Below are 19,249 nucleotides of genomic sequence, written 5' to 3'. Positions count from 1 at the left end.
TCGCTCTAAGTCCTTGATTTAATGGCGCGCCCGGAGGGACTCGAACCCCCGACCACCTGGTTCGAAGCCAGGTACTCTATCCAGCTGAGCTACGGGCGCGTGTGTTGCCTTGCCAATTTTCTCTATCCACCCTGAATACGCGGCAACAGGAAGACCTCAGCACCTTCCGGGATCTCCTCTGACCACTTGTCACGAAAGATCTGGCCGTTGACAGATACCGCGATACCATCGTCGAGCTGATTCTGCATGCCCGGATATTGTTTGACGAGTTCCCGCAACAGCTCCCGGATGGTCGCTGCGCTGATCAAGACCGAAGCAGCACCGTCCGCCGCCGCTTTAAATGGACCGGATAAGCAGACCTTCAGCATCGTCTCTCAACTCAGGCCTGGTTTTCCTTAATGGCCTTGCGTATCCGTGGTGGTGACATCGGCACATGGGTCATGCGAACTCCGGCGACATCAGAGAGAGCGTTCCCGATTGCCGCCAGTGGCGGTACGATGGACGTCTCGCCAACGCCGCGAATCCCGTACGGATGATTTGGGTTCGGGATCTCGAGAATCTGTGTGTCGATGAACGGTAGGTCGGAGCAGACCGGCACCCGGTAATCCAAAAAGCCGGGATTCTGTAAGCGCCCATTCCTGTCGTAGATATATTCCTCATTTAGTGCCCAGCCAATACCCTGTGCGGCACCACCTTGAAACTGACCTTCGACATAGTCGGGATGGACTGCCTTGCCGGCATCCTGAATGACAGTATAACGCACGACTTTCGTGGCGCTGGTTTCCGGGTCAACCTCGATATCGCAGATGTGGCTCGCGAATGACACACCTGCACCATCGGCAACAATCTGACTGTGACCCGCGATGGGTCCGCCCGTGTTCGGTGATGCTGCCGCCAGGTCATCAAGACTCAGCGGTTTGAGTTTCCTGTACTTTTTACCTTTGGCAATCGCTTTGCCGTCTTCCCATACAACGTCTTTGACCTGGATCTCCCACGTAGCCGCCGCCCGTTGACGCAGGTCTTCGATCGCGTTGCGGGCCGCGAAAATGGTCGACATGCCGGAGGAGAAGGTCCCGCGGCTGCCATCGGTCATGTCGTTGTGCCCCAGCGAGGCGGTATCAGTGATATTGCACTTCACACGTTCGTACGGGATGCCAAGTTCTTCGGCTGCGATCAGCGACAGTGACGCTCGGGCGCCCCCGACATCTACTGTGCCAACGGTCAGCGTGACTGTGCCATCGGCACCAATGTTGAGGTCCGTACACGTCTCGCCCCCAAAATTAAACCAGAAGCCGCAGGCCATGCCCCGACCTTGGTTCTTTCCAAGCTTTGCTCGCATGTGCGGGTGTTTTTTGGCAGCAGTCAGTGTTGGGCCGATACCGATGGGACCGTAAGTCGGACCATAGGATGACTTGGTCCCTTCTTTCGCGGCGTTCTTGATCCGAAAGTCAATTGGATCCATGCCGATTTCAGCAGCCACCTCGTCGATAGTGCTTTCCACGGCGAACGCGGCCATCGGCGCAGAGGGCGCTCGATAGGCAGTTACTTTAGGCCGGTTAACGAGAACATCGTAGCCGACCGTTTTCACATTTTTCAGGTCGTAACAGGCATAGGACGTCATTGCGCCCAGCATGGCCCAGATTCCTGGAAAGGCACCATCCTGGTAACGTAAATCCGCAGTTGCAGCAGTGATTCTGCCGTCTTTTTTTACACCGATTTTGATATCAATGGAAGTCGACGAGGTTGGGCCTGTGCTTCGGAATACTTCGTCCCGGGTCATCTCGAGTTTTACCGGGCGATTGGCTTTGCGGGACAATGCCAGCGCAACTGGCTCCATCCAGACGTGGGTTTTACCACCGAACCCACCGCCGATTTCTGAAGAGGTTACCTTCAGTTTTGCGACCTCCATGCCGAGCAAGGCAGCGCAGGTATTGCGATAAATGAAATGTCCCTGTGTGGTCACCCAGAGCTCGCCATGGCCATCAGGTCCAACACTGGCAAGGCAGGCATGTGGTTCAATGTAGCCCTGGTGAACCTGCTCAGTTTTGTAGCTTTTTTCGACAATCACATCGGCTGCTTTGAATCCGGCTTCGACGTCGCCATGGCCAAATTCACTTACCTTCGCTACGTTCGATGGCGATTCTGGCTTTGGCGATACGCCACGGGTATACACCCGTGGTTGTACTAACGGTGCGTCAGGTTTCATTGCATCGTCGACATCAGTTACGTGCGGCAGACGCTTGTAAGTTACGCGAATCAGCTTCAAAGCTTTCCTGGCTGTTGGGGCATCGATGGCCGCGACAGCTGCAACGGCGTGGCCATCATAGAGAGCTCTGTCCCGCGCCATACAGTTCTCAAGTGTGTCGTACAGATCACGGTCACCGTTCGTAAGGTCGGGTAAATCTTCGCTGGTGATCACTGCCTTAACCCCGTTTAGCTTTGCAGCTTTTGAGGTATCGATACGTTTAATCTCCGCGTGGGCATGGGGGGAGCGTAAAACCAGGCCGATGAGTTGGCCCGGGGCAAACGTGTCTGCACCGTATTTCGCTCGACCGGTGACTTTGTCGAGACCGTCTGGTCGCGGTGGGCGTGTACCTACAGATTTGAATTTTCGGTTTCTGAACTTTGTGTCATTTGCCATCTCAGGCATCTCCTGCGGATTAGATCAAGTGTTGTCTTGATCGTGTTGGAATTGTCGTCAAGTAATGGGTTATTTTTTCCTGAGATCTTTTGCCGTGGCCTTAACAGCGCGTACGATCTTATCGTAGCCCGTGCAGCGGCAGAGATTCCCCGCCAAGGCAAATCGAATTTCCTCATCGGTCGGATTCGGATTTCGGTCCAGCAGAGCCTTGCTGGCTATCAAAAACCCAGGTGTGCAGATACCGCACTGCAGCGCTGCATGTTTGATAAAGTTGGATTGCAATGGGTGCAAATTATCGCCGTCTGCCAGACCCTCTATGGTGTTCACTTTTCGGCCCTGGGCCTCGACACCCAACACGAGGCAGGAACAGACCAAACGGCCGTCTAGCGTAACACTGCAGGCACCGCAGTCACCGGTGCCACAACCTTCTTTAGAGCCGGTCAGCCCGAGTCGGTTGCGCAGCACTTCCAGCAGCGTTTCACTCGCCTGGCAGACAAACTCGGTCTGATCGCCATTGATCATAGTCGATACAAGTGTTCCTGCCATCATTTACCCCCCGCGCGGTTGTAAGCAATTTTAGCCGCACGTTGGGCGAGAACGCCCGCGACTTCGGTTCTGAATTCGACAGTGCCGCGTTTGTCATCAATCGGGTTGCAAGCGGAGGAACAAGCTTCTGCGAGTTTATCGAGTGCAGCTTTGTTCAGTGTCGTACCGACGATAGCCCTAGCTGCTGCGGGCACCAGCAATGGGGTGGGTGCGACTGCACCCAGTGCGACTCGTGCGCTTTTAATGACCGAGTTGTTGCCCAGCGTCAGGCTGACACCCACACCCACTACCGCGATGTCCATCTCCGATCGCGGTATAAAGCGCAGGTACGCATCACCCGACTTGGGCGGTCGTTTGGGTAGTGTGATTGCTTCAACCACCTCACCTTTGGCCAGTGATGTTGTACCCGGCCCGGTGATCACCTTTTCGACTAAGACGGTTCGTCGGCGTTGTGGACCCACGACATTGGCCTTTGCGCCTGCCGCAATCAAGGCTGGTACAGCATCTGCTGCAGGGGACGCATTGCACAGGTTGCCGGCAACGGTACAACGGTTCTGAATTTGATCTGACCCGATCAAGTTTGCAGATTCCACGACGCCGGGCCAAGCCTTCTTTAGCGCTGCGTTTTCGCCCATTTCAGCAGCAGAGACGGCGGCGCCAATCCGGAAACCGGTTGCGGATTTCTTGATCGACTGCATGGCTGGAATATGTTTGATGTCAACCACCAGGTCGGGCTCGGTCAATCCGCTTTTCATTCGAACCATCAGATCAGTCCCGCCGGCGAGTACAAATGCTTTGCCCCGTTCACGCGTGATGAGCACAGCGGCTTCTTTGGTTGTGCTGGGAGTTTGGTATTTCATCGAGAAAACTCGTTTAGGTTTTGATCCATCATACATTGGTCTAATCTGGTGAATATTACTGGTTCAGGGCAAGATATTCTATCCGGCTGCTTGCTCGGCTGTTCACGTGGGAAGTACAGACTGTTCAGTTGACGGGTCCCATCCGAGTATCCTATGACCAAGGCCTTGCGCCAAGATCACCTGTTTAAGGGCCAGGATAGTCGTATAGACTCCGCGGGTGAGTTCAATGACCAAAGGACTGCTCTGGATTGCACTCGCCGGCATCCTGTTCGTTGTGTTCACGGCTCTTGTACGGTACGTCGGTAATGAATTGCATCCCATTCAGGCGGCGTTTACCCGATATTTGTTCGGGTTACTGGTCCTACTGCCGCTGGTGCTACGCAGGCGTGCGGCACTGTTTCGTACCCGCCATTTGCGCCTCCACGGGTTTCGTGGCTTTATTCATGCAATTGCGGTCATGTTGTGGTTTTTTGCAGCAAGCCGGTTGCCCATTGCGGAAGTGACCGCGCTGAGTTTTATAGCCCCGATTTTTGTCGTCATTGGGGCTGTGGCTTTTTTACGAGAACGATTGACACGCCCCCGGATAATTGCAGTTGCCTTGGGTCTGGTGGGTGTGCTGATCATTTTACGCCCCGGAGTGGCGGTTGTGCAGTGGGGTGCGTTGGCAATGCTGGCGGCGGCGCCATTATTTGCCGCATCCAAAGTATTGACCAAGTTTCTGGTACGCGACGACTCAAGCGGGACCCTGGTCGTGTATCTCTCGATTTATGCGACGCTGACCATGCTGGCCCCGGCGCTGTGGGTCTGGCAATCACCCAGTCAATCCGATCTCGTCTTTCTGGCCGGTACGGCGATCTTTGCGACAACGAGTCATTTATGTATCGCTCGTGGCCTGGCGCTGGTGGACGTGACCGTGTCTCAGCCGATCGATTTTCTGCAGTTGGTGTGGTCGACAATGATCGGGCTGATTTTTTTCGCGGAGTCACCCGTGATTTGGGTCTGGGTCGGCGCTGGTGTTGTGGTCTTCAGTGCGACCTACATGGCCCGGCTTGAAGCCAGGTCTGTTCAACAGCTTTAGTTTTAGTGCTGACCCATCGATGTCGGCAGGTTTGAGTTACGTTCGAGCTCTTCCAGCCTGGTTGCAACCCCGGCTGCCGTTTTTTTATGGCTGGGTGGTGCTGGCCTGTGTGTGTTGTGCAGGGTTTGCCCGGCAGGGTTCTGCGGTGGCGACCCTCTCGATCTTTATCGAGCCGATGACTGGCGAGTTCGGCTGGTCCCGAACGTCCCTGTCGGCTGCGGTGTCTCTGGGCGGTGTACTGGCGGCGATAGCATCACCGTTACTGGGACCAATACTGGATCGGCGCGGTGCTCGGGTCATGCTCTGCGTGGCAGTATTAGTAACCGGAGTGTGTGCGGTATTGTTGTCCCTGACGCAGTCACTGATCGTATTTATCCTGCTTTTCTGCATTGCCCGGATGAGTTTTGCGAGTCCATTTGAACTCGGAATTTACGGTGCAGTCAACAACTGGTTTGTTCGAAAACGCGGCATTGCGACATCCATTGCCACGTTTATGCAAATGATGGGCCTGATGGCAATGCCGCTGATTGCCCAACTGACTATCAATACGCATGGATGGCGTTCAGGATGGATCGCAATTGGTATAACGGTTCTGATTGTTGGGTTCATCCCGGTGTGGCTGCTGGTCGTTCGGCGACCTGAAGATATGGGTATCGTGCCCGACGGTACCGATCAAACCGGTAAAGAGATTGCACAGGATTCTCAAGATAGCCCAAGTGAACCGGCATTTACTCGGGCTCAGGCAGTACGCACCGGGACATTCTGGTTGCTGTCGCTCTACACGCTGCTGGTGTATCCAGTACAGGCAGGTGTTTCACTTCACCAGGTACCCCACCTGATTGAACGGGGGATAGACCCCACCATCGCAGCGACGATTATCGGAGCGTTTTCTTTGCTTTCCGCCATATCCGGTCTTGCCTTTGGTGCATTCATCCGGCGCCTGGGCGTACGCTTATCGTTAATGGTAACGGCATTGTTTCTGGCACTGAGTGCAGTGGTTATGATCTGGATTACGCAGTCCTGGCACGGTTACGCTGCCGCCGCACTGTTCGGTATGGGTATCGGTGGCATGCTGACTGTGTTGCCTCTGGCCTGGGCAGATTATTTTGGGCGGGCGAGCTATGGCGCTATTCGCGGCACTGCGCTGGCGGTTCAGGTGGGCGCACAGGCAGCCGGCCCGCTGATTTCCGGTATCCTGCGCGACTATACTGGCGACTATGTATGGTCGTTGTGGGTGTTTGTTATGTTTTCGGTAATTGCAATACTCACAGCCGTATTGATACGTGTGCCACCTCCACCTGCACGCTAGTGGGGAGTAGTGATGAGCCCGATGCCTTCTGTTTCGGTCGTAGTGCCGACATTCAACCGTGAACACCTGATCAATCGGGCACTGCAGTCTGTGGTGTCTCAGACCCATGCATCGCTTGACCTGATCGTCGTTGACGATGGCTCCACCGATGACACTTGTGAACGGGTACACACTGACTATCCTCACGCTACCCTGTTAAGTCAGTCGAATCAGGGTGTGAGTGCTGCAAGAAACCGGGGTATCACAGCAGCTCGGGGAGACTGGATTGCTTTTTTGGATTCTGACGATTCCTGGTGTGAATCCAAGATCGAACAGCAGTTACAGGCCCTCGCGAAAGAGCCCCGGTCCCGAATCTGTCATACCGACGAGATCTGGATTCGCAACGGCGTACGGGTTAATCCGATGAACAAGCATCTCAAGAGCGGTGGCAATATTTTCGAACAGTGTCTGCCTCGCTGCGTCATCTCCCCATCGGCGGTGTTACTTCACCGCAGTGTGTTCGAGGACTTTGGCAGTTTCGACGAAGAGTTGCCCGCTTGTGAGGACTATGATCTGTGGCTTCGTCTTTGTGCCAAACTCCCGGTCACCTATTTGCCGGAGAAACTGGTCGTGAAGTACGGTGGGCACGACGACCAGTTGTCGACGAAATACTGGGGCATGGACCGATTCCGCATTGCCTCACTTGAAAAGCTGATTTGCTCAGGGACGTTGACAAGTGTGCAGATCCAATCAGCCACCAACGAGATGCTAACAAAGCTGGATGTCTATTTGCAGGGCGCCAGGCGTCGTGACCACCGCGATGAAATTCAGGCGTACGAGCGCAAGCGGAATTGGGCGCGTCATTGTCTAGAAGAATCAGGAAAATACGCTGACAGCCGATTCGATACCAAGGAAGTGGCCGGATGACTAACCTGGTCGTCGCTTTGCAGGCTGAGGCAGGGCCGATTATTGAGGCGTTGGATCTTGTGCAGGATCGCCCGGCCGGTATTTTTCCTGTGTATTGCAATGGCAGTCTGTCGCTTGTGGTCAGCGGGATCGGTCGAACCCACTGTGCCGCCGCGGTTACCCATCTGTTCCATAGAACTGCCCAGAGCGTGGACCAGGCCTGGCTCAACATTGGTATCGCCGGCCATCAGCAAGCGCCGATCGGCAGCGTGTTGCTTGCGAGTCGAATCACGGAACACGCGTCTGGACGCAGTTGGTATCCGCCGTACGTGCTGGATGTCAAATTGCTGCGCTCGCCACTGGTCACGGTGGATGAACCTGAGCGGCATTACCCGGATTGCTGTGCTTATGATATGGAGGCCTCCGGCTTCTATCAGATCGCCTGTCGTTGCAGCACCGGCGAGCTGGTTCAAAGTCTGAAAATCATCTCGGACAACTCCGGGTCAGATCTTGATCTGACAGCAGATCAGATCAGTTTGTTAATAGCCGACCAGATGTCGGCTATTGAGAGTACGGTCGGTCAGTTGTCTGATCTGTCCCGTGTTCTCGACACTGTGCGGCCCCTGCCGGACCTGTCATCCCTTTATCTCAAACAATGGCATTTCACGGTTTCACAGCGCCACCAGCTCACTGCTCTGTTGAGCCGCTTAAAGGCGAGGTCAGGTCAGCTACCGGCTGTACCGGGGACATCTGTGTGTCAAGACGCCAGCGCTGTGCTGACGTGGCTGGAGAGCAAACTATCAGCGCTGCCGGTGAATCTGTCTGCTCCACAAGGGGCGGAGGCTGCAGATCGGGTTGAACAGCAGCCATGATAGATACCATTTATGTGGAAAACGCCGTTGCACGGCATGAACGCGCCGAAAACATGATCCGGCGCTTCCCGGATGCGGCGTATGTCACCTGCGATCGGTACCAGGAGGTATTCAATCCTAAGGCACAGAACTTTCGCCTGCAGAAAAAAAAGCCTGCGCTGATACTGGCCAAAAAGTTCGGCGCCTCAGTCTTGCCGGCACCGGAGGGATACGGTATCGGCGGTGAGCACAACTACTATTTCTCGCATATGTTGAACTGCATTTATGATTGCAGATACTGCTTTCTACAGGGCATGTATCGTTCTGCACATTACGTCGTGTTCGTTAATTACGAACACTTTTTTGATGGCATGGCGGAAAAACTCAAAATCCATGCAGGCGAAGACGTTTGGTTTTTTTCCGGTTACGACTGCGACAGCCTGGCGCTGGAGCCTGTGACCGGATTTGTTCGAGAACTGCTGGTTTGGTTACGTCGGCACCCGCGTGCACAGGTAGAACTGCGGACCAAGAGTACCCAGATCAGAAGTCTGTTTGAATCCGCACCGTTACCCAATGTGGTGATTGCTTACAGTCTTACACCGGATCTGACTGCAGCAACGCTCGAACACAAGGCACCGTCAGTTGAAAAACGACTCGCTGCATTGACCGAACTTGCACAACGCGGCTGGAACGTTGGTCTTCGCTTTGATCCGGTGCTCTATGAATTGCACTACCAGGATCTTTATCAGAGACTTTTCGAAGATGTCTTCGATCGGGTCCCGGAGAACCGTATTCATTCGGTTACGTTGGGACCGTTCCGCATGCCGAAACCGTATTTCCGCAACGTCACCCGTCTGTATCCGGACGAAGCATTGTTTGCCGGCCCCTTTGAATCGCGCGATAAAATGATCTCTTACAGTATGGATTGTGAGCAACAGATGATGAGCTTCTGTTATGACCAGTTATTGCGCTATACCGCCGCTGACAAGATTTATACTTGTTCGCCGTCATCCCGCCAAGGGGTCACCAACAGCCAAGGTCAGAGTGATCCGATAGGAAGGAGCGATGACCGATCGATTTGATGCGCGGACGCTGATCGTGACAGGTGCCAGTCGCGGCATCGGTGTTGCTGTTAGTCGGTGCCTGTTGGAAAAAGGCGCCACCGTTATCGGCATCGCACGAGATTTTGAGCGCTGCACAATAGACAATGTGCGGTTTCGACCAGTGCCGCTTGATCTCGCTCAAGTGTCGGCGCTGCCTGATGTTCTTTCACAACTGGCAAAAACCTACGCAGAAGTCACGGGGCTCGTTTGTTGTGCAGGCAGAGGGCGGTTCGGTTCTCTTGAACAGTTTGCTTACAGGGATATCAGTGAACTGGTTGATCTCAATCTGACCAGTCAGATATATGTTGTCCGTGCTTTTATGCCAGTCATCAAACGCAACGGGGGTGGCGACGTGGTTCTGATGGGATCCGAAGCAGCACTGTCCGGTGGCCGATATGGGGCGGTTTACTCGGCGACCAAATTTGCAGTTCGGGGGTTCGCTCAGGCACTGCGACACGAGTGTGCTGCAGCAAATGTACGGATCACGGTCATCAATCCCGGTATGGTGCGAACAGGATTTTTCGACTCCCTCGAATTTGAACCTGGCGCTGATCCCGAAAACTTTATCGAACCCGAAGATGTGGCGGGCGCTATCATTGGGGCACTTTCGGCACGAAGGGAGACCGTGGTGGATGAAATCAACCTGTCACCCCTGAAAAGGGTGGTTCACAAAAAAACCAACAACATCTAGAACTTGGGATAACTGGCACTGCGCTAACTGTTGTGCAAGCCTTTACTGAGTGCCGCGATATGCTCTGGACCGATACCGCAACAGCCGCCCACGATTCGGGCGCCGGTATCCAACCATTTGCGGGCGCGCTCCAGATAATCTTGTGGGCTGATTTGATCAACAAATGCCCACTCGGGCCGTATCCAGTAGCCCGCGTTGGGGTAGGCACCCCTAAGACCGTCGTAATGTGACTGCATCAATTGAAGTGCGGGCAGCGTGGTGTCTACGGTTGAATGCATCACCAGAAGGGCCGAACCGGCTGTATTCATAATGGTTTTAATAGCGTCCCCAAGAGACTGGTGGGCCAGCGGTCTGTGACTGTGGATCCTGCTTTCCTCAATACCCAGAAATAGTTGGCCTGATTCATGATCTTCCGCACAGCTAACGGCGACCCAGATGGGCACATCGAATGCAGCGATAGCATTCAGTGCGGTCACAATAGTGGAGGTCTTGGCACCCAGGCTCTCAAGAATAATGAAGTCGACACCGTTTTCGATCAGTATCTCTGCCTGATCCCTGAAATTGGGTGCCAGTTGTTCGTCTGTATATCTATCGTCGAAGTGGCCAAAATTCGACACTGATCCTGCAATCAGGATTTTTCTGTCCGGTTCACTCGCATCGAGTGTCTCTTTGGCGAGTTGTACTGCCAGTTTGTTCCAACTCGTGAAGTTTTCCTGCATTCCACCGTTGTTGAGTGCGTGCCGTGTCGTGGCATAGGAGTTCACGGTGATGATATCGGCACCGGCATCGATATAGGATCTATGGACATCCCGAACCAGTTGGGGGTGGGTCTCAAGAGCCACCGCGCACCAGGCTTCGTGATCCATGGGTGCGCCAAGCCGTTCCAGCTCGGTGCCAATCCCGCCATCGAGAATGATTGGCTGTTCGCTGTTGATCAGATCATCAAGACTCATGATTCCTACTTATTATTTAAAGGTCAGTGGGTAAATTTAGTCAATTCTTGAGCAAAAGGAACGGTGGTTAATCGCTTGTTGGATACTAAACCCCTTTTTAAATATTAGAGAATTACCCTCTGTGGACTACTCGATTATCGTCTAAAAAGGCAACGAGATGTATTGACTTACGACTGACTTGTCATCTACTGTGCAATATCCATCAAAAGATACAATTTCACAGTCAGAGTGATGGGATCAATATGGTATTTTGGCTCCCATGATGAATCGACACTCGCAAATATAAAAGGGGGACGGGGGGCACATGTATTGGGTCTGGTTGATCGTAGTGGTCATCGCCATCATTGTGGCGATTGTTTTGCTGAACCGCTTTTACCGAAAAGCGTCCCGCGAAGTTGCGTTAATCCGAACAGGTCTTGGCGGACAAAGAATTATCACGGATGGGGGCTTTCTTGCTCTTCCGTTTCTGCACCGCGTCTCAGAAGTCAATATGAAGACGACGCGTCTTGAGGTTGTACGCTCTGGTGAGACATCTGTGATTACCGTTGATCGCTTGCGTGTAGATGTTACCGTCGAGTTCTACGTACGAGTAGATCCTAGCGACTCAGGCGTTGCGACAGCGGCCCAGGCTTTAGCCGGCAAGACATTTCGCCCCGACGATCTTGCTGAGACACTGGAAGGTAAACTGGTAGATGCGATATTGTCGGTGGCAGCTAACTACACCATGGACGAACTCCAAAATGAGCGTGGGCGGTACGTTGCTCAGGTCGACGAGATGTTGAAGCCAAACCTGTCCCAAAACGGACTAATACTGGAGTCGGTTTCTTTGACCCGACTGGATCAAACGCCTTTCAATACACTCGACGAAAATAATGCCTTCAATGCTATCGGCCTTCGTCGATTGGCTGAGATTGTTTCAAACAGTAAGAAAGAACGTGCTGTCATTGAGGCTGATGCTGATGTCGCGGTTCGCAAGAGTAAGTTGGACGCCACGAAGGAGCGCCTGAACATTGAGCAGGAGGAGGAAGAAGCCCAGATTCAACAACAGTTAAACATTGAGCGTGAGCGCGCTGTTAGCGACGCGGCCATAGCTGAAGAAAGATCTGGCTCTGAGCAGCGGCAGGAATTTGCACGAATAGAAAAAGACAAGGAAGTCAAAGCGAAGGAGATTCAGAGTGGCCGGGAAATAAGACGGGCTGAACTAGACGCTGCGCAGGCATCAGAATTACGTCGACTTGAAAGAGAGATTGTGATTGCTTCGCAGCAGGCTGAAGTCGCCAAGGCGCAGGTCGAAGTCGAAGAAGCCAAGTCCGAGGAGGTTCGGGCTAAAGAAGGTCTTGAGACGGTAAGGGAGATTGCGGTTGCAGAGCGTGAACGGGAATTAGCAATGATCCGTGCTCATGAACAGGCTGAGGTTGATGAAACCCGAGTTGGCAGTGAGACAGGTACGCTGCTCGCGATGGCGAAAGCCGAGGCGGATGCAACGATGACGCGGGCAGAGGCCGAACGGATCCAACTGATAGCGCGTGCCGAAGGAGAAGCTGCCCTGATTGCATCAGAGAACAGTCAAAGTGACGATCTTATCGAGATGAAGCTACATATGCGTAAGCTCGAAATCTTACCCGAGGTCGTCGACAGCATGGTGAAGCCTGCTGAAAAGATCGACAGCATCAGAATCAATCACGTCACAGGGTTTGGTAATTCCGGCGGTGGTTCTGACGGGAGTGGTACGGATAAAGCTGTTGTCAACCAGGTGGTTGATGGTGTTTTGTCGATGGCACTGCAATTGCCTGCAGTGAAGAAACTCGGTGAGGAAATCGGCATCAATATTGGTGACGGTATTAAGGGTATTTCTGATCAGATATCGAATCCACCGAGTAACCAGGCCGGTGAGGAATCTTCTGAAGACCAAGAGGCCTTTGATCGGTGGAAAAGTAATCCCACCGAATAAGCGTTTCGGGGGTAAAGAACTCTGAAATAGAGATGGAGTTCATGGCGATTCTGGAGTGGGATCGCTCAAATTCAAAACCAAGGGAGACAATGATATGACAATCAATCGAAGAAACTTTCTAAAAGGAGCCTCGGCAACTGCCACGGTACTGACAGCCCCAGCGTTTATCGGACAAGCTCAGGCGGCTGATGCGCTAAAGATGGCTGTGATTTTAGATCAGTCTGGCGGTCTTGATATCTACGGTAGACCGATGGTGGATGCGAGTCATTTGGCAGTCGAAGAGATCAATGCAGCAGGTGGATTGTTGGGCAAGCAGGTGGACCTGACGGTCTACGATCCACAGTCGACTATTCAGTTCTATACGCAATACGCGACAAAGGCCGCTACCAGTGACAAGGTGGATGTTGTTCAGGCTGGCATCACATCAGCATCACGTGAGTCAATCAGGCCATTATTGAGCCGATACCGTACCCTTTATTTTTACAATACCCTGTATGAAGGCGGTGTCTGCGATACCAATAACTATTGCACAGGTTCAACACCGGGCCAGACCGTAGAAAAACTTGTGCCCTATACAATGAACAATTGGGGTAAGAAGGTTTACATCATTGCGGCTGACTACAACTACGGCCACATCACTGCCGACTGGGTCCAGAAATATGTCCGTGACAATGGTGGTGACCCTGTCGAAACGGAATTTTTCCCACTTGATGTGACCAACTTTGGACCAACCATCAAAAAGATCCAGGCAGCCAAGCCGGATATGGTCATGTCTGCGTTGGTCGGTGGTGCCCATGTGTCGTTTTACAGACAGTATGCTGCTGCCGGCATGAACAAGAGTGTTCCGATTGCATCTACTACCTTTGGTGTTGGTAATGAACACTTGATGATTTCTGCAGAAGAAGGCGATGGCATGATCGTCGCTTACAGTTATTTTGAGGAAATTGAATCGGCGGACAATAAGGCCTTCGTCGATCGGTTCCAGGCTAGATTCGGAGCTGACGCACCCTATTTGAACGAGCTTGCCGCCCGTCAGTATGAGGGTATTTATCTTTGGGCAGAAGCTGTTAAAGCCGCGGGAACTGCTGATCGGATGAAGGTGATCGAGGCACTGGATGCACCGACGAGTATTAACGGGCCAAGTGGAAAAATCACAATTGATCCCCAGACCCACCACGTGGTCCAGAATGTCTACTTGGCTGAATTGAAAGATCAAAAATTCAACATTATCCAGACTTACGAGCAACAACAGCCGACAGATACCCAGCTGGTTTGTGATCTGATTGCACAACCTAATCAGTCAACGTTTTATTTTGAAAATGGGTTAAAGGCGGCTGGAATCGATTAAATCTGACTTGGGTCGATAGCCGCTAGGGAATCCGCCAGTGGATCTTTTTGCAGCTCTTACGCTGCAAATCATCTATGGCATCGCCAACCTGGTGCTTATAAGCATCGGGTTGGCGGTTATTTTCGGCATGATGCGGGTTATCAACCTCGCCCATGGTGAGTTCCTGATGTTGGGCGGTTACACGGTCATCGTGTCAACAAACAGCGGCGTAAATATCTGGGTAGCGATGTTCATCCTGGCACCGCTGGTTGTTGGTCTCATTGGCCTGATCGTCGAATGGGTACTGATACGGTTTCTATACGGCCGTATGGTCGATACCCTGCTGGCAACATGGGGACTGAGCCTGCTTTTTATCGGACTCATTACCACCATATTCGGAGCCCAGACGACCACGACAATATCTGCACCGTTTGGTCCAATTCCCATTGGCGAGTTCAGTTCCAGCGGGTACGAGGTTTTCCTAATTTTTGTGGCGATCATCCTGATCCTGCTGCTGTATCTTCTGTTGCGTTACACGAAGCTGGGACTGGTTGCCCGTGGAACCATGCAGGCAGCTGATATGGCCGCTGCGCTGGGTATTAGCACACAGCGCGTCTACTCCATGACTTTTGGGATTGGTGCTGCGCTGTCAGGTCTCGCTGGCGGATTGCTGGCACCCATTACCGGTATCCTGCCAACGATCGGGGCAATTTATATCGGAAAGGCATTCATTACGGTCATCTCTGGCGGCACTGCGATCCTGGCGGGTACTGCTGCGGCCTCGATTCTGTTAGGCGGGGTTAACGGCATCATCAGTTTTGTGATCGGTCCAACCATGGGTGAAGTAGCACTGCTCCTGCTCGCGATCGTTCTGCTTCGGTTGATGCCTCAGGGCATCACCGGCCGCTTCTTCAAGCGAAGTCTGTGAAACGATCTCGGGATACGAACGCGCTTATCTCGATCGGGATAGTCGGGCTGATCATCTTATTTGGCGCACCGCAGACGCTTGATCTTTTTGGGATCATCAGTCTGACTACTGCGGTCAGTCTTGCCATACTGGCGTTGAGCCTAGGGCTGATCTGGGGTTTTGGGGGAATTCTTTGTTTTGGACAAACAGCATTTTTTGGTATTGGTGCTTATGCGTACGCTATCGCAGCACTGAACTTTGGAGGTAGTACAGGTGCAATTGTTCTCGCGATAGTGGTTGCCGGCGCCGCCGCGGCTGTTCTAGGCTACTTTATGTTCTACGGACGTTTGAGCGACGTCTACCTGGCCGTGATCACCCTGACAGTAACGCTCATTCTCTACAGCGTCATCAGGCGGACCTCTGGTCCTGAGTATAAAATTGGGATCGCAAAAATTGGCGGTTTTAACGGGATCAACGTGCCGCCAATTAATTATCCCTGGGATGCGAATCAGTTTCTATTTCCCGAGGACGTGTTCTACGTTGCCATGGTCTCATTGCTGGGCGCGTATTTCCTTTGTGTATGGCTGACAAAGTCCCATTTTGGTCGAGTTTCTGTTTCTATCAGAGAGAATGAAATTCGTTCGGAGCTTTTGGGTTACGACATTCGCCTATATAAGTTAGGAATGTTTACTGTTGGCGGTGCCATCGCGGGACTGGCCGGCGTCATGTTTGCGAATTCAATCGGCCGAATTACCCCGGATGTTTACAATCTGTATAACGCGGCACTGGCTATAATCTGGGTCATTATTGGGGGGCGAGGAACGCTAATTGGGCCGATTCTCGGGGCCTTGGTCCTGTTTTATCTCACCTCTTTTCTTGGTCGCCAGGCTGTGGTCAATATCAATTTTTTCCTTGGTCTCGTTCTGATCATTTTTGTACTGGTCGTTCCCAAGGGCATCGTTCCCTCCCTGGTGCAGCTATGGGACCGAAGGCGCTCCCGTCGGATGACAGCTCGCTCCGCGAAAAGAATAAGGCGTCGTGGGCGATCCCGAGTCAAGGAGGCCGCAGTTGAGGAGTGACGTCGTACTCGAAACCCGGAACCTGTCAATGCATTTTGGCGGCGTCGTGGCAGTAGACCGTGTGGACTTTTCTCTGCGCGAGAATGAATTACGCTGCCTGATTGGTCCAAATGGTGCGGGTAAAAGCACGTTTTTTAAGTGTCTTACCGCCCAGTTGAGCCCTACAGCCGGTGATGTTCTCATCCGGAACTTCAATGTGACCGGCAGTGAGCCACATCAGGTGGCGAAAATGGGGGTAGGCATTAAGACACAAGTGCCAAATGTATTTGACGGTCTAGACGTAGAAGAGAATATCTGGTTGTCGGCCAGCCAGTCGGCCAGCATAAAGCGCGCGCGCGTGATTACCTCTGAGGTCATTGAGCGACTTCAACTGGGTGATGTTCGGACAGCACAGCTTGGATCACTGGCTCATGGCCAGAGACAACAGGTTGAACTGGGTATGGTTCTCGCAGGTGAACCCTGGTTGGTGATTTTGGATGAGCCTACTGCTGGGATGACCCAGGACGAGGTCATACGAACTGCCGATATCATCCAGGAAATTAACAAGAGCGCAACGATGATCGTTGTGGAGCACGATATGCAGTTTATTCGCATGATCGCGCGAAGAGTCACCGTCTTTCACCAAGGACAAATCTTGATAGAGGGTGGTATGGATGAAGTGTCCGCGGACGACAGGGTTCGTGAGATCTATCTTGGCCAGAGGAAAGTACAATGAGTGAAGCGCTGATCCTCAATGTTCGGGACCTGCACGCGGGTTATGGTCGAGTACCCGTGCTTCATGGCATCGATTTCTCTGTCAACGAAGGTCAAATCGTTGGGGTGTTGGGACACAACGGCATGGGCAAGACTACTCTGCTCAAAACGTTGATGGGTATCGTTCCGGCAACCTCTGGTCGAATAGAGTTCGACGGGGTGGATATTTCTGACGAACCGGCATACGAACGATCCCGGCTTGGGTTGGGTTATGTTCCACAGGGCCGTGGGATATTTCCTCAGCTATCGGTCTACGACAATCTCAGGATGGGAGTCGTGGAACATGGAGAGGAAGAGCACGAGGCAATCGAAGCTGTCATTCAGGAATTTCCGGCTCTCCAGCCACTGCTCGATCGGTCTGGAGGAGCTTTGAGCGGTGGTGAGCAGCAGATTCTTGCCCTCGCACGCTGCCTAATCAGCAAACCAGACCTGGTGCTCCTGGATGAGCCCACAGAAGGTATACAGCCATCCATCATTGACGGCATCAGTGATCTACTCAAAAGGCTGAATACAGAGCAAGGGCTCGCGATCGTGCTTGTTGAGCAGAACCTTGAGTTCGTCACCTCGTTGTCTGACCGTGTACTGCTGCTGCAGAAAGGCGATATCATCGGCGAAGTCGGTGATGGGCACTCATCCGAATCGGCACTGATCGAAGAATTTGTAGGTTTCGGATCTGGGGCCTTGATGTCAATTTCCACCTCCCATACAGAACTCACCAGGGAAACCACACCAACTGTCAGCCAGTCCCTACCGACTGCACCAACCGACAAAGAGAGGTATACGTACATGACTGTTAAGAGACCGACTCAGGAACAACTCAGAGAGATCACGCTGGATTTCGGAATGCACCTTTCGGACGAACGGATTACAGAGTTTCTAGACGTCATGGAAGACACCATGAAAGTCTACGACGTAGTTGACGCGATGCCCGATTACCTGCCGACCGTTGATTACCCGAGAACACCGGGATATCGGCCTTCGCCCGAGGAGAATCCCCTGAATGCCTGGTATATCAAGTGCGAAGTGAAGGGAGCACCCCGTGGACCTCTGGCTGGGAGGACGATTGTCCTTAAAGATAACATCAGTCTTGCAGGTGTGCCGATGATGAATGGTGCTTCAACCCTAGAAGGCTACATTCCCGATATCGATGCCACTATCGTAACCCGTATTCTGGATGCAGGCGGCACTATTGTCGGAAAAGCACACTGCGAATATTTTTGCCTTTCTGGTGGAAGTCATACCAATGCAACGGGGCCCTGTCACAACCCCCACAAGAGGGGTTACTCGGCTGGAGGTTCGTCTTCAGGCTCCGGTGCCTTGGTGGCTTCCGGTGAAGTCGACATGGCCATGGGTGGTGACCAGGGTGGATCGATCCGAATGCCTGCAGCCTACTGTGGATGTTATGGTCTAAAACCCACTCACGGACTTGTCCCTTACACCGGCGTTATGCCTATTGAAACTACCATCGACCATACTGGACCCATGACCCAGAATGTCGCCGACAACGCGCTGCTGCTTGAAGTTATTGCGGGAAAAGATGGTCTCGACCCCCGCCAATATTCACCCCAAGTGGATCACTACACATCAGCTTTGGGTCGTGGCGTACGGGGACTTAAAATTGGTGTAGTGCAGGAGGGATTCGGTCGCCCTGAATCAGAGTCTGATGTTGATACAAAGGTTCGAACAGCCGCTGACAAACTCCGTGATTTGGGAGCAGATGTGGAAGAAATATCGATTCCCATGCACAACGAGGGAGCGGCCATCTGGACCCCGATAGCACTGGAAGGCCTGACCAATCAGATGATGAAGGGTAATGGCTTTGGTACAGGTTGGAAAGGTCTTTACTCGACTAGCCTGCTCGACCACCATTCAAACTGGCCGAATCGTGCCGACGAGTTGTCTGACACACTCAAGATCAGCATGTTCGTTGGTGAATATTTTCTCCGGCATTATCGGGGTCACTACTATGCCAAGGCACAGAACCTGGGCCGCAAGCTGAAAGAGACCTACAACGACTCGCTCAGCCAGTATGATCTTTTCTTAATGCCGACATTGCCGATGAAAGCGACGCCATTGCCGCCACCAGATGCATCGCTGGCTTTGTATTGTCAGAGAGCGTTCGAGATGCTCGCGAATACCAGTCCATTTGATGTCACGGGGCATCCAGCGATGTCGGTTCCTTGCGGGATGAGTGAAGGCCTGCCAGTCGGGATGATGTTAATCAGCCGTCACTACGGTGAATCTACCATCTACCAGGCTGCGCATGCCTTTGAGCAATTAGGGGACTGGAAGCAGATGTAGTTCGGGACTTGGGC

17 protein-coding genes and 1 tRNA gene are annotated in these 19,249 nt (G+C 52.9%); 12 read left to right on the top strand and 6 right to left on the bottom strand.

Annotated features, from left to right (window positions below; translation table 11 throughout):
- Positions 1-22: 22 nt before the first annotated feature.
- The 5 genes from MK323_09520 to MK323_09500 all read right to left on the bottom strand — a co-directional run bounded on the left by MK323_09520 (position 23) and on the right by MK323_09500 (position 4,047).
- A tRNA-Arg gene (locus MK323_09520) sits at positions 23-99 on the bottom strand.
- A gap of 23 nt (positions 100-122) precedes the next feature.
- Positions 123-368, bottom strand: coding sequence for a MoaD/ThiS family protein (locus MK323_09515; protein ID MCH2482397.1), 246 nt, complete (start codon positions 366-368; stop codon positions 123-125).
- 11 nt (positions 369-379) lie between these two features.
- A complete protein-coding gene (locus MK323_09510) occupies positions 380-2,641 on the bottom strand; it encodes a xanthine dehydrogenase family protein molybdopterin-binding subunit (protein MCH2482396.1) in 2,262 nt (753 codons plus the stop codon).
- Between the two features lie 69 nt (positions 2,642-2,710).
- Positions 2,711-3,187, bottom strand: a complete 477-nt coding sequence (locus MK323_09505) for a (2Fe-2S)-binding protein (protein ID MCH2482395.1) — start codon at positions 3,185-3,187, stop codon at positions 2,711-2,713.
- Positions 3,187-4,047, bottom strand: a complete 861-nt coding sequence (locus MK323_09500; GenBank protein ID MCH2482394.1) for a xanthine dehydrogenase family protein subunit M — start codon at positions 4,045-4,047, stop codon at positions 3,187-3,189. The genes MK323_09505 and MK323_09500 overlap by 1 nt, the downstream gene beginning before the upstream one ends.
- 226 nt (positions 4,048-4,273) lie before the next feature.
- On the opposite strand from MK323_09500, the gene MK323_09495 reads away from it, so the two are divergent.
- The 6 genes from MK323_09495 to MK323_09470 are packed head-to-tail and all read left to right on the top strand — an operon-like array spanning position 4,274 to position 9,964.
- A complete protein-coding gene (locus MK323_09495; protein ID MCH2482393.1) occupies positions 4,274-5,125 on the top strand; it encodes a DMT family transporter in 852 nt (283 codons plus the stop codon).
- Positions 5,126-5,144: 19 nt separating this feature from the next.
- On the top strand, positions 5,145-6,434 hold the full coding sequence (locus MK323_09490) for an MFS transporter (GenBank protein MCH2482392.1): 1,290 nt from the start codon (positions 5,145-5,147) through the stop codon (positions 6,432-6,434).
- 12 nt (positions 6,435-6,446) lie between these two features.
- On the top strand, positions 6,447-7,340 hold the full coding sequence (locus MK323_09485; protein ID MCH2482391.1) for a glycosyltransferase: 894 nt from the start codon (positions 6,447-6,449) through the stop codon (positions 7,338-7,340).
- Positions 7,337-8,191 carry a hypothetical protein gene (locus tag MK323_09480; protein MCH2482390.1) on the top strand — a complete coding sequence of 285 codons (855 nt, stop codon included), beginning with the start codon at positions 7,337-7,339 and terminating at the stop codon, positions 8,189-8,191. The genes MK323_09485 and MK323_09480 overlap by 4 nt, the downstream gene beginning before the upstream one ends.
- Complete coding sequence (locus MK323_09475; protein MCH2482389.1) at positions 8,188-9,252, top strand: DNA photolyase; 1,065 nt, start codon at positions 8,188-8,190, stop codon at positions 9,250-9,252. Before MK323_09480 ends, MK323_09475 begins: the two co-directional genes overlap by 4 nt.
- On the top strand, positions 9,236-9,964 hold the full coding sequence (locus MK323_09470; GenBank protein ID MCH2482388.1) for an SDR family oxidoreductase: 729 nt from the start codon (positions 9,236-9,238) through the stop codon (positions 9,962-9,964). The genes MK323_09475 and MK323_09470 overlap by 17 nt, the downstream gene beginning before the upstream one ends.
- A gap of 23 nt (positions 9,965-9,987) precedes the next feature.
- Here the strand turns inward: MK323_09470 and MK323_09465 are convergent, their stop codons facing one another.
- Positions 9,988-10,917 (bottom strand): homocysteine S-methyltransferase family protein, encoded by a 930-nt coding sequence (locus MK323_09465; protein ID MCH2482387.1) that lies wholly within the window; start codon positions 10,915-10,917, stop codon positions 9,988-9,990.
- Positions 10,918-11,221: 304 nt separating this feature from the next.
- Between MK323_09465 and MK323_09460 the strand changes: the two genes are divergently transcribed.
- The 6 genes from MK323_09460 (at position 11,222) to MK323_09435 (ending at position 19,235) form a co-directional block, all read left to right on the top strand.
- Positions 11,222-12,868: a flotillin gene (locus MK323_09460; protein ID MCH2482386.1), complete on the top strand. Its 1,647-nt coding sequence runs from the start codon at positions 11,222-11,224 to the stop codon at positions 12,866-12,868.
- 94 nt (positions 12,869-12,962) lie between these two features.
- Entirely contained in the window at positions 12,963-14,216 is a 1,254-nt protein-coding gene (locus MK323_09455; GenBank protein ID MCH2482385.1) for a transporter substrate-binding protein, read from the top strand.
- A 37-nt stretch (positions 14,217-14,253) separates the two neighbouring features.
- The gene (locus MK323_09450) at positions 14,254-15,123 is read left to right on the top strand and encodes a branched-chain amino acid ABC transporter permease (GenBank protein MCH2482384.1); all 870 of its coding nucleotides are present in this window, start codon (positions 14,254-14,256) and stop codon (positions 15,121-15,123) included.
- Complete coding sequence (locus tag MK323_09445) at positions 15,120-16,181, top strand: branched-chain amino acid ABC transporter permease (GenBank protein MCH2482383.1); 1,062 nt, start codon at positions 15,120-15,122, stop codon at positions 16,179-16,181. The genes MK323_09450 and MK323_09445 overlap by 4 nt, the downstream gene beginning before the upstream one ends.
- 28 nt (positions 16,182-16,209) lie before the next feature.
- Complete coding sequence (locus MK323_09440; protein MCH2482382.1) at positions 16,210-16,896, top strand: ATP-binding cassette domain-containing protein; 687 nt, start codon at positions 16,210-16,212, stop codon at positions 16,894-16,896.
- Positions 16,893-19,235: an amidase gene (locus tag MK323_09435; GenBank protein ID MCH2482381.1), complete on the top strand. Its 2,343-nt coding sequence runs from the start codon at positions 16,893-16,895 to the stop codon at positions 19,233-19,235. The genes MK323_09440 and MK323_09435 overlap by 4 nt, the downstream gene beginning before the upstream one ends.
- The last annotated feature ends 14 nt before the right edge of the window (positions 19,236-19,249 follow it).

This window comes from Gammaproteobacteria bacterium, from assembly GCA_022450155.1.
Taxonomy (GTDB): domain Bacteria; phylum Pseudomonadota; class Gammaproteobacteria; order Arenicellales; family UBA868; genus REDSEA-S09-B13.
Note: the sequence above shows the minus strand (reverse complement) of the source record. Positions and strands in the feature narration are given on the sequence as shown.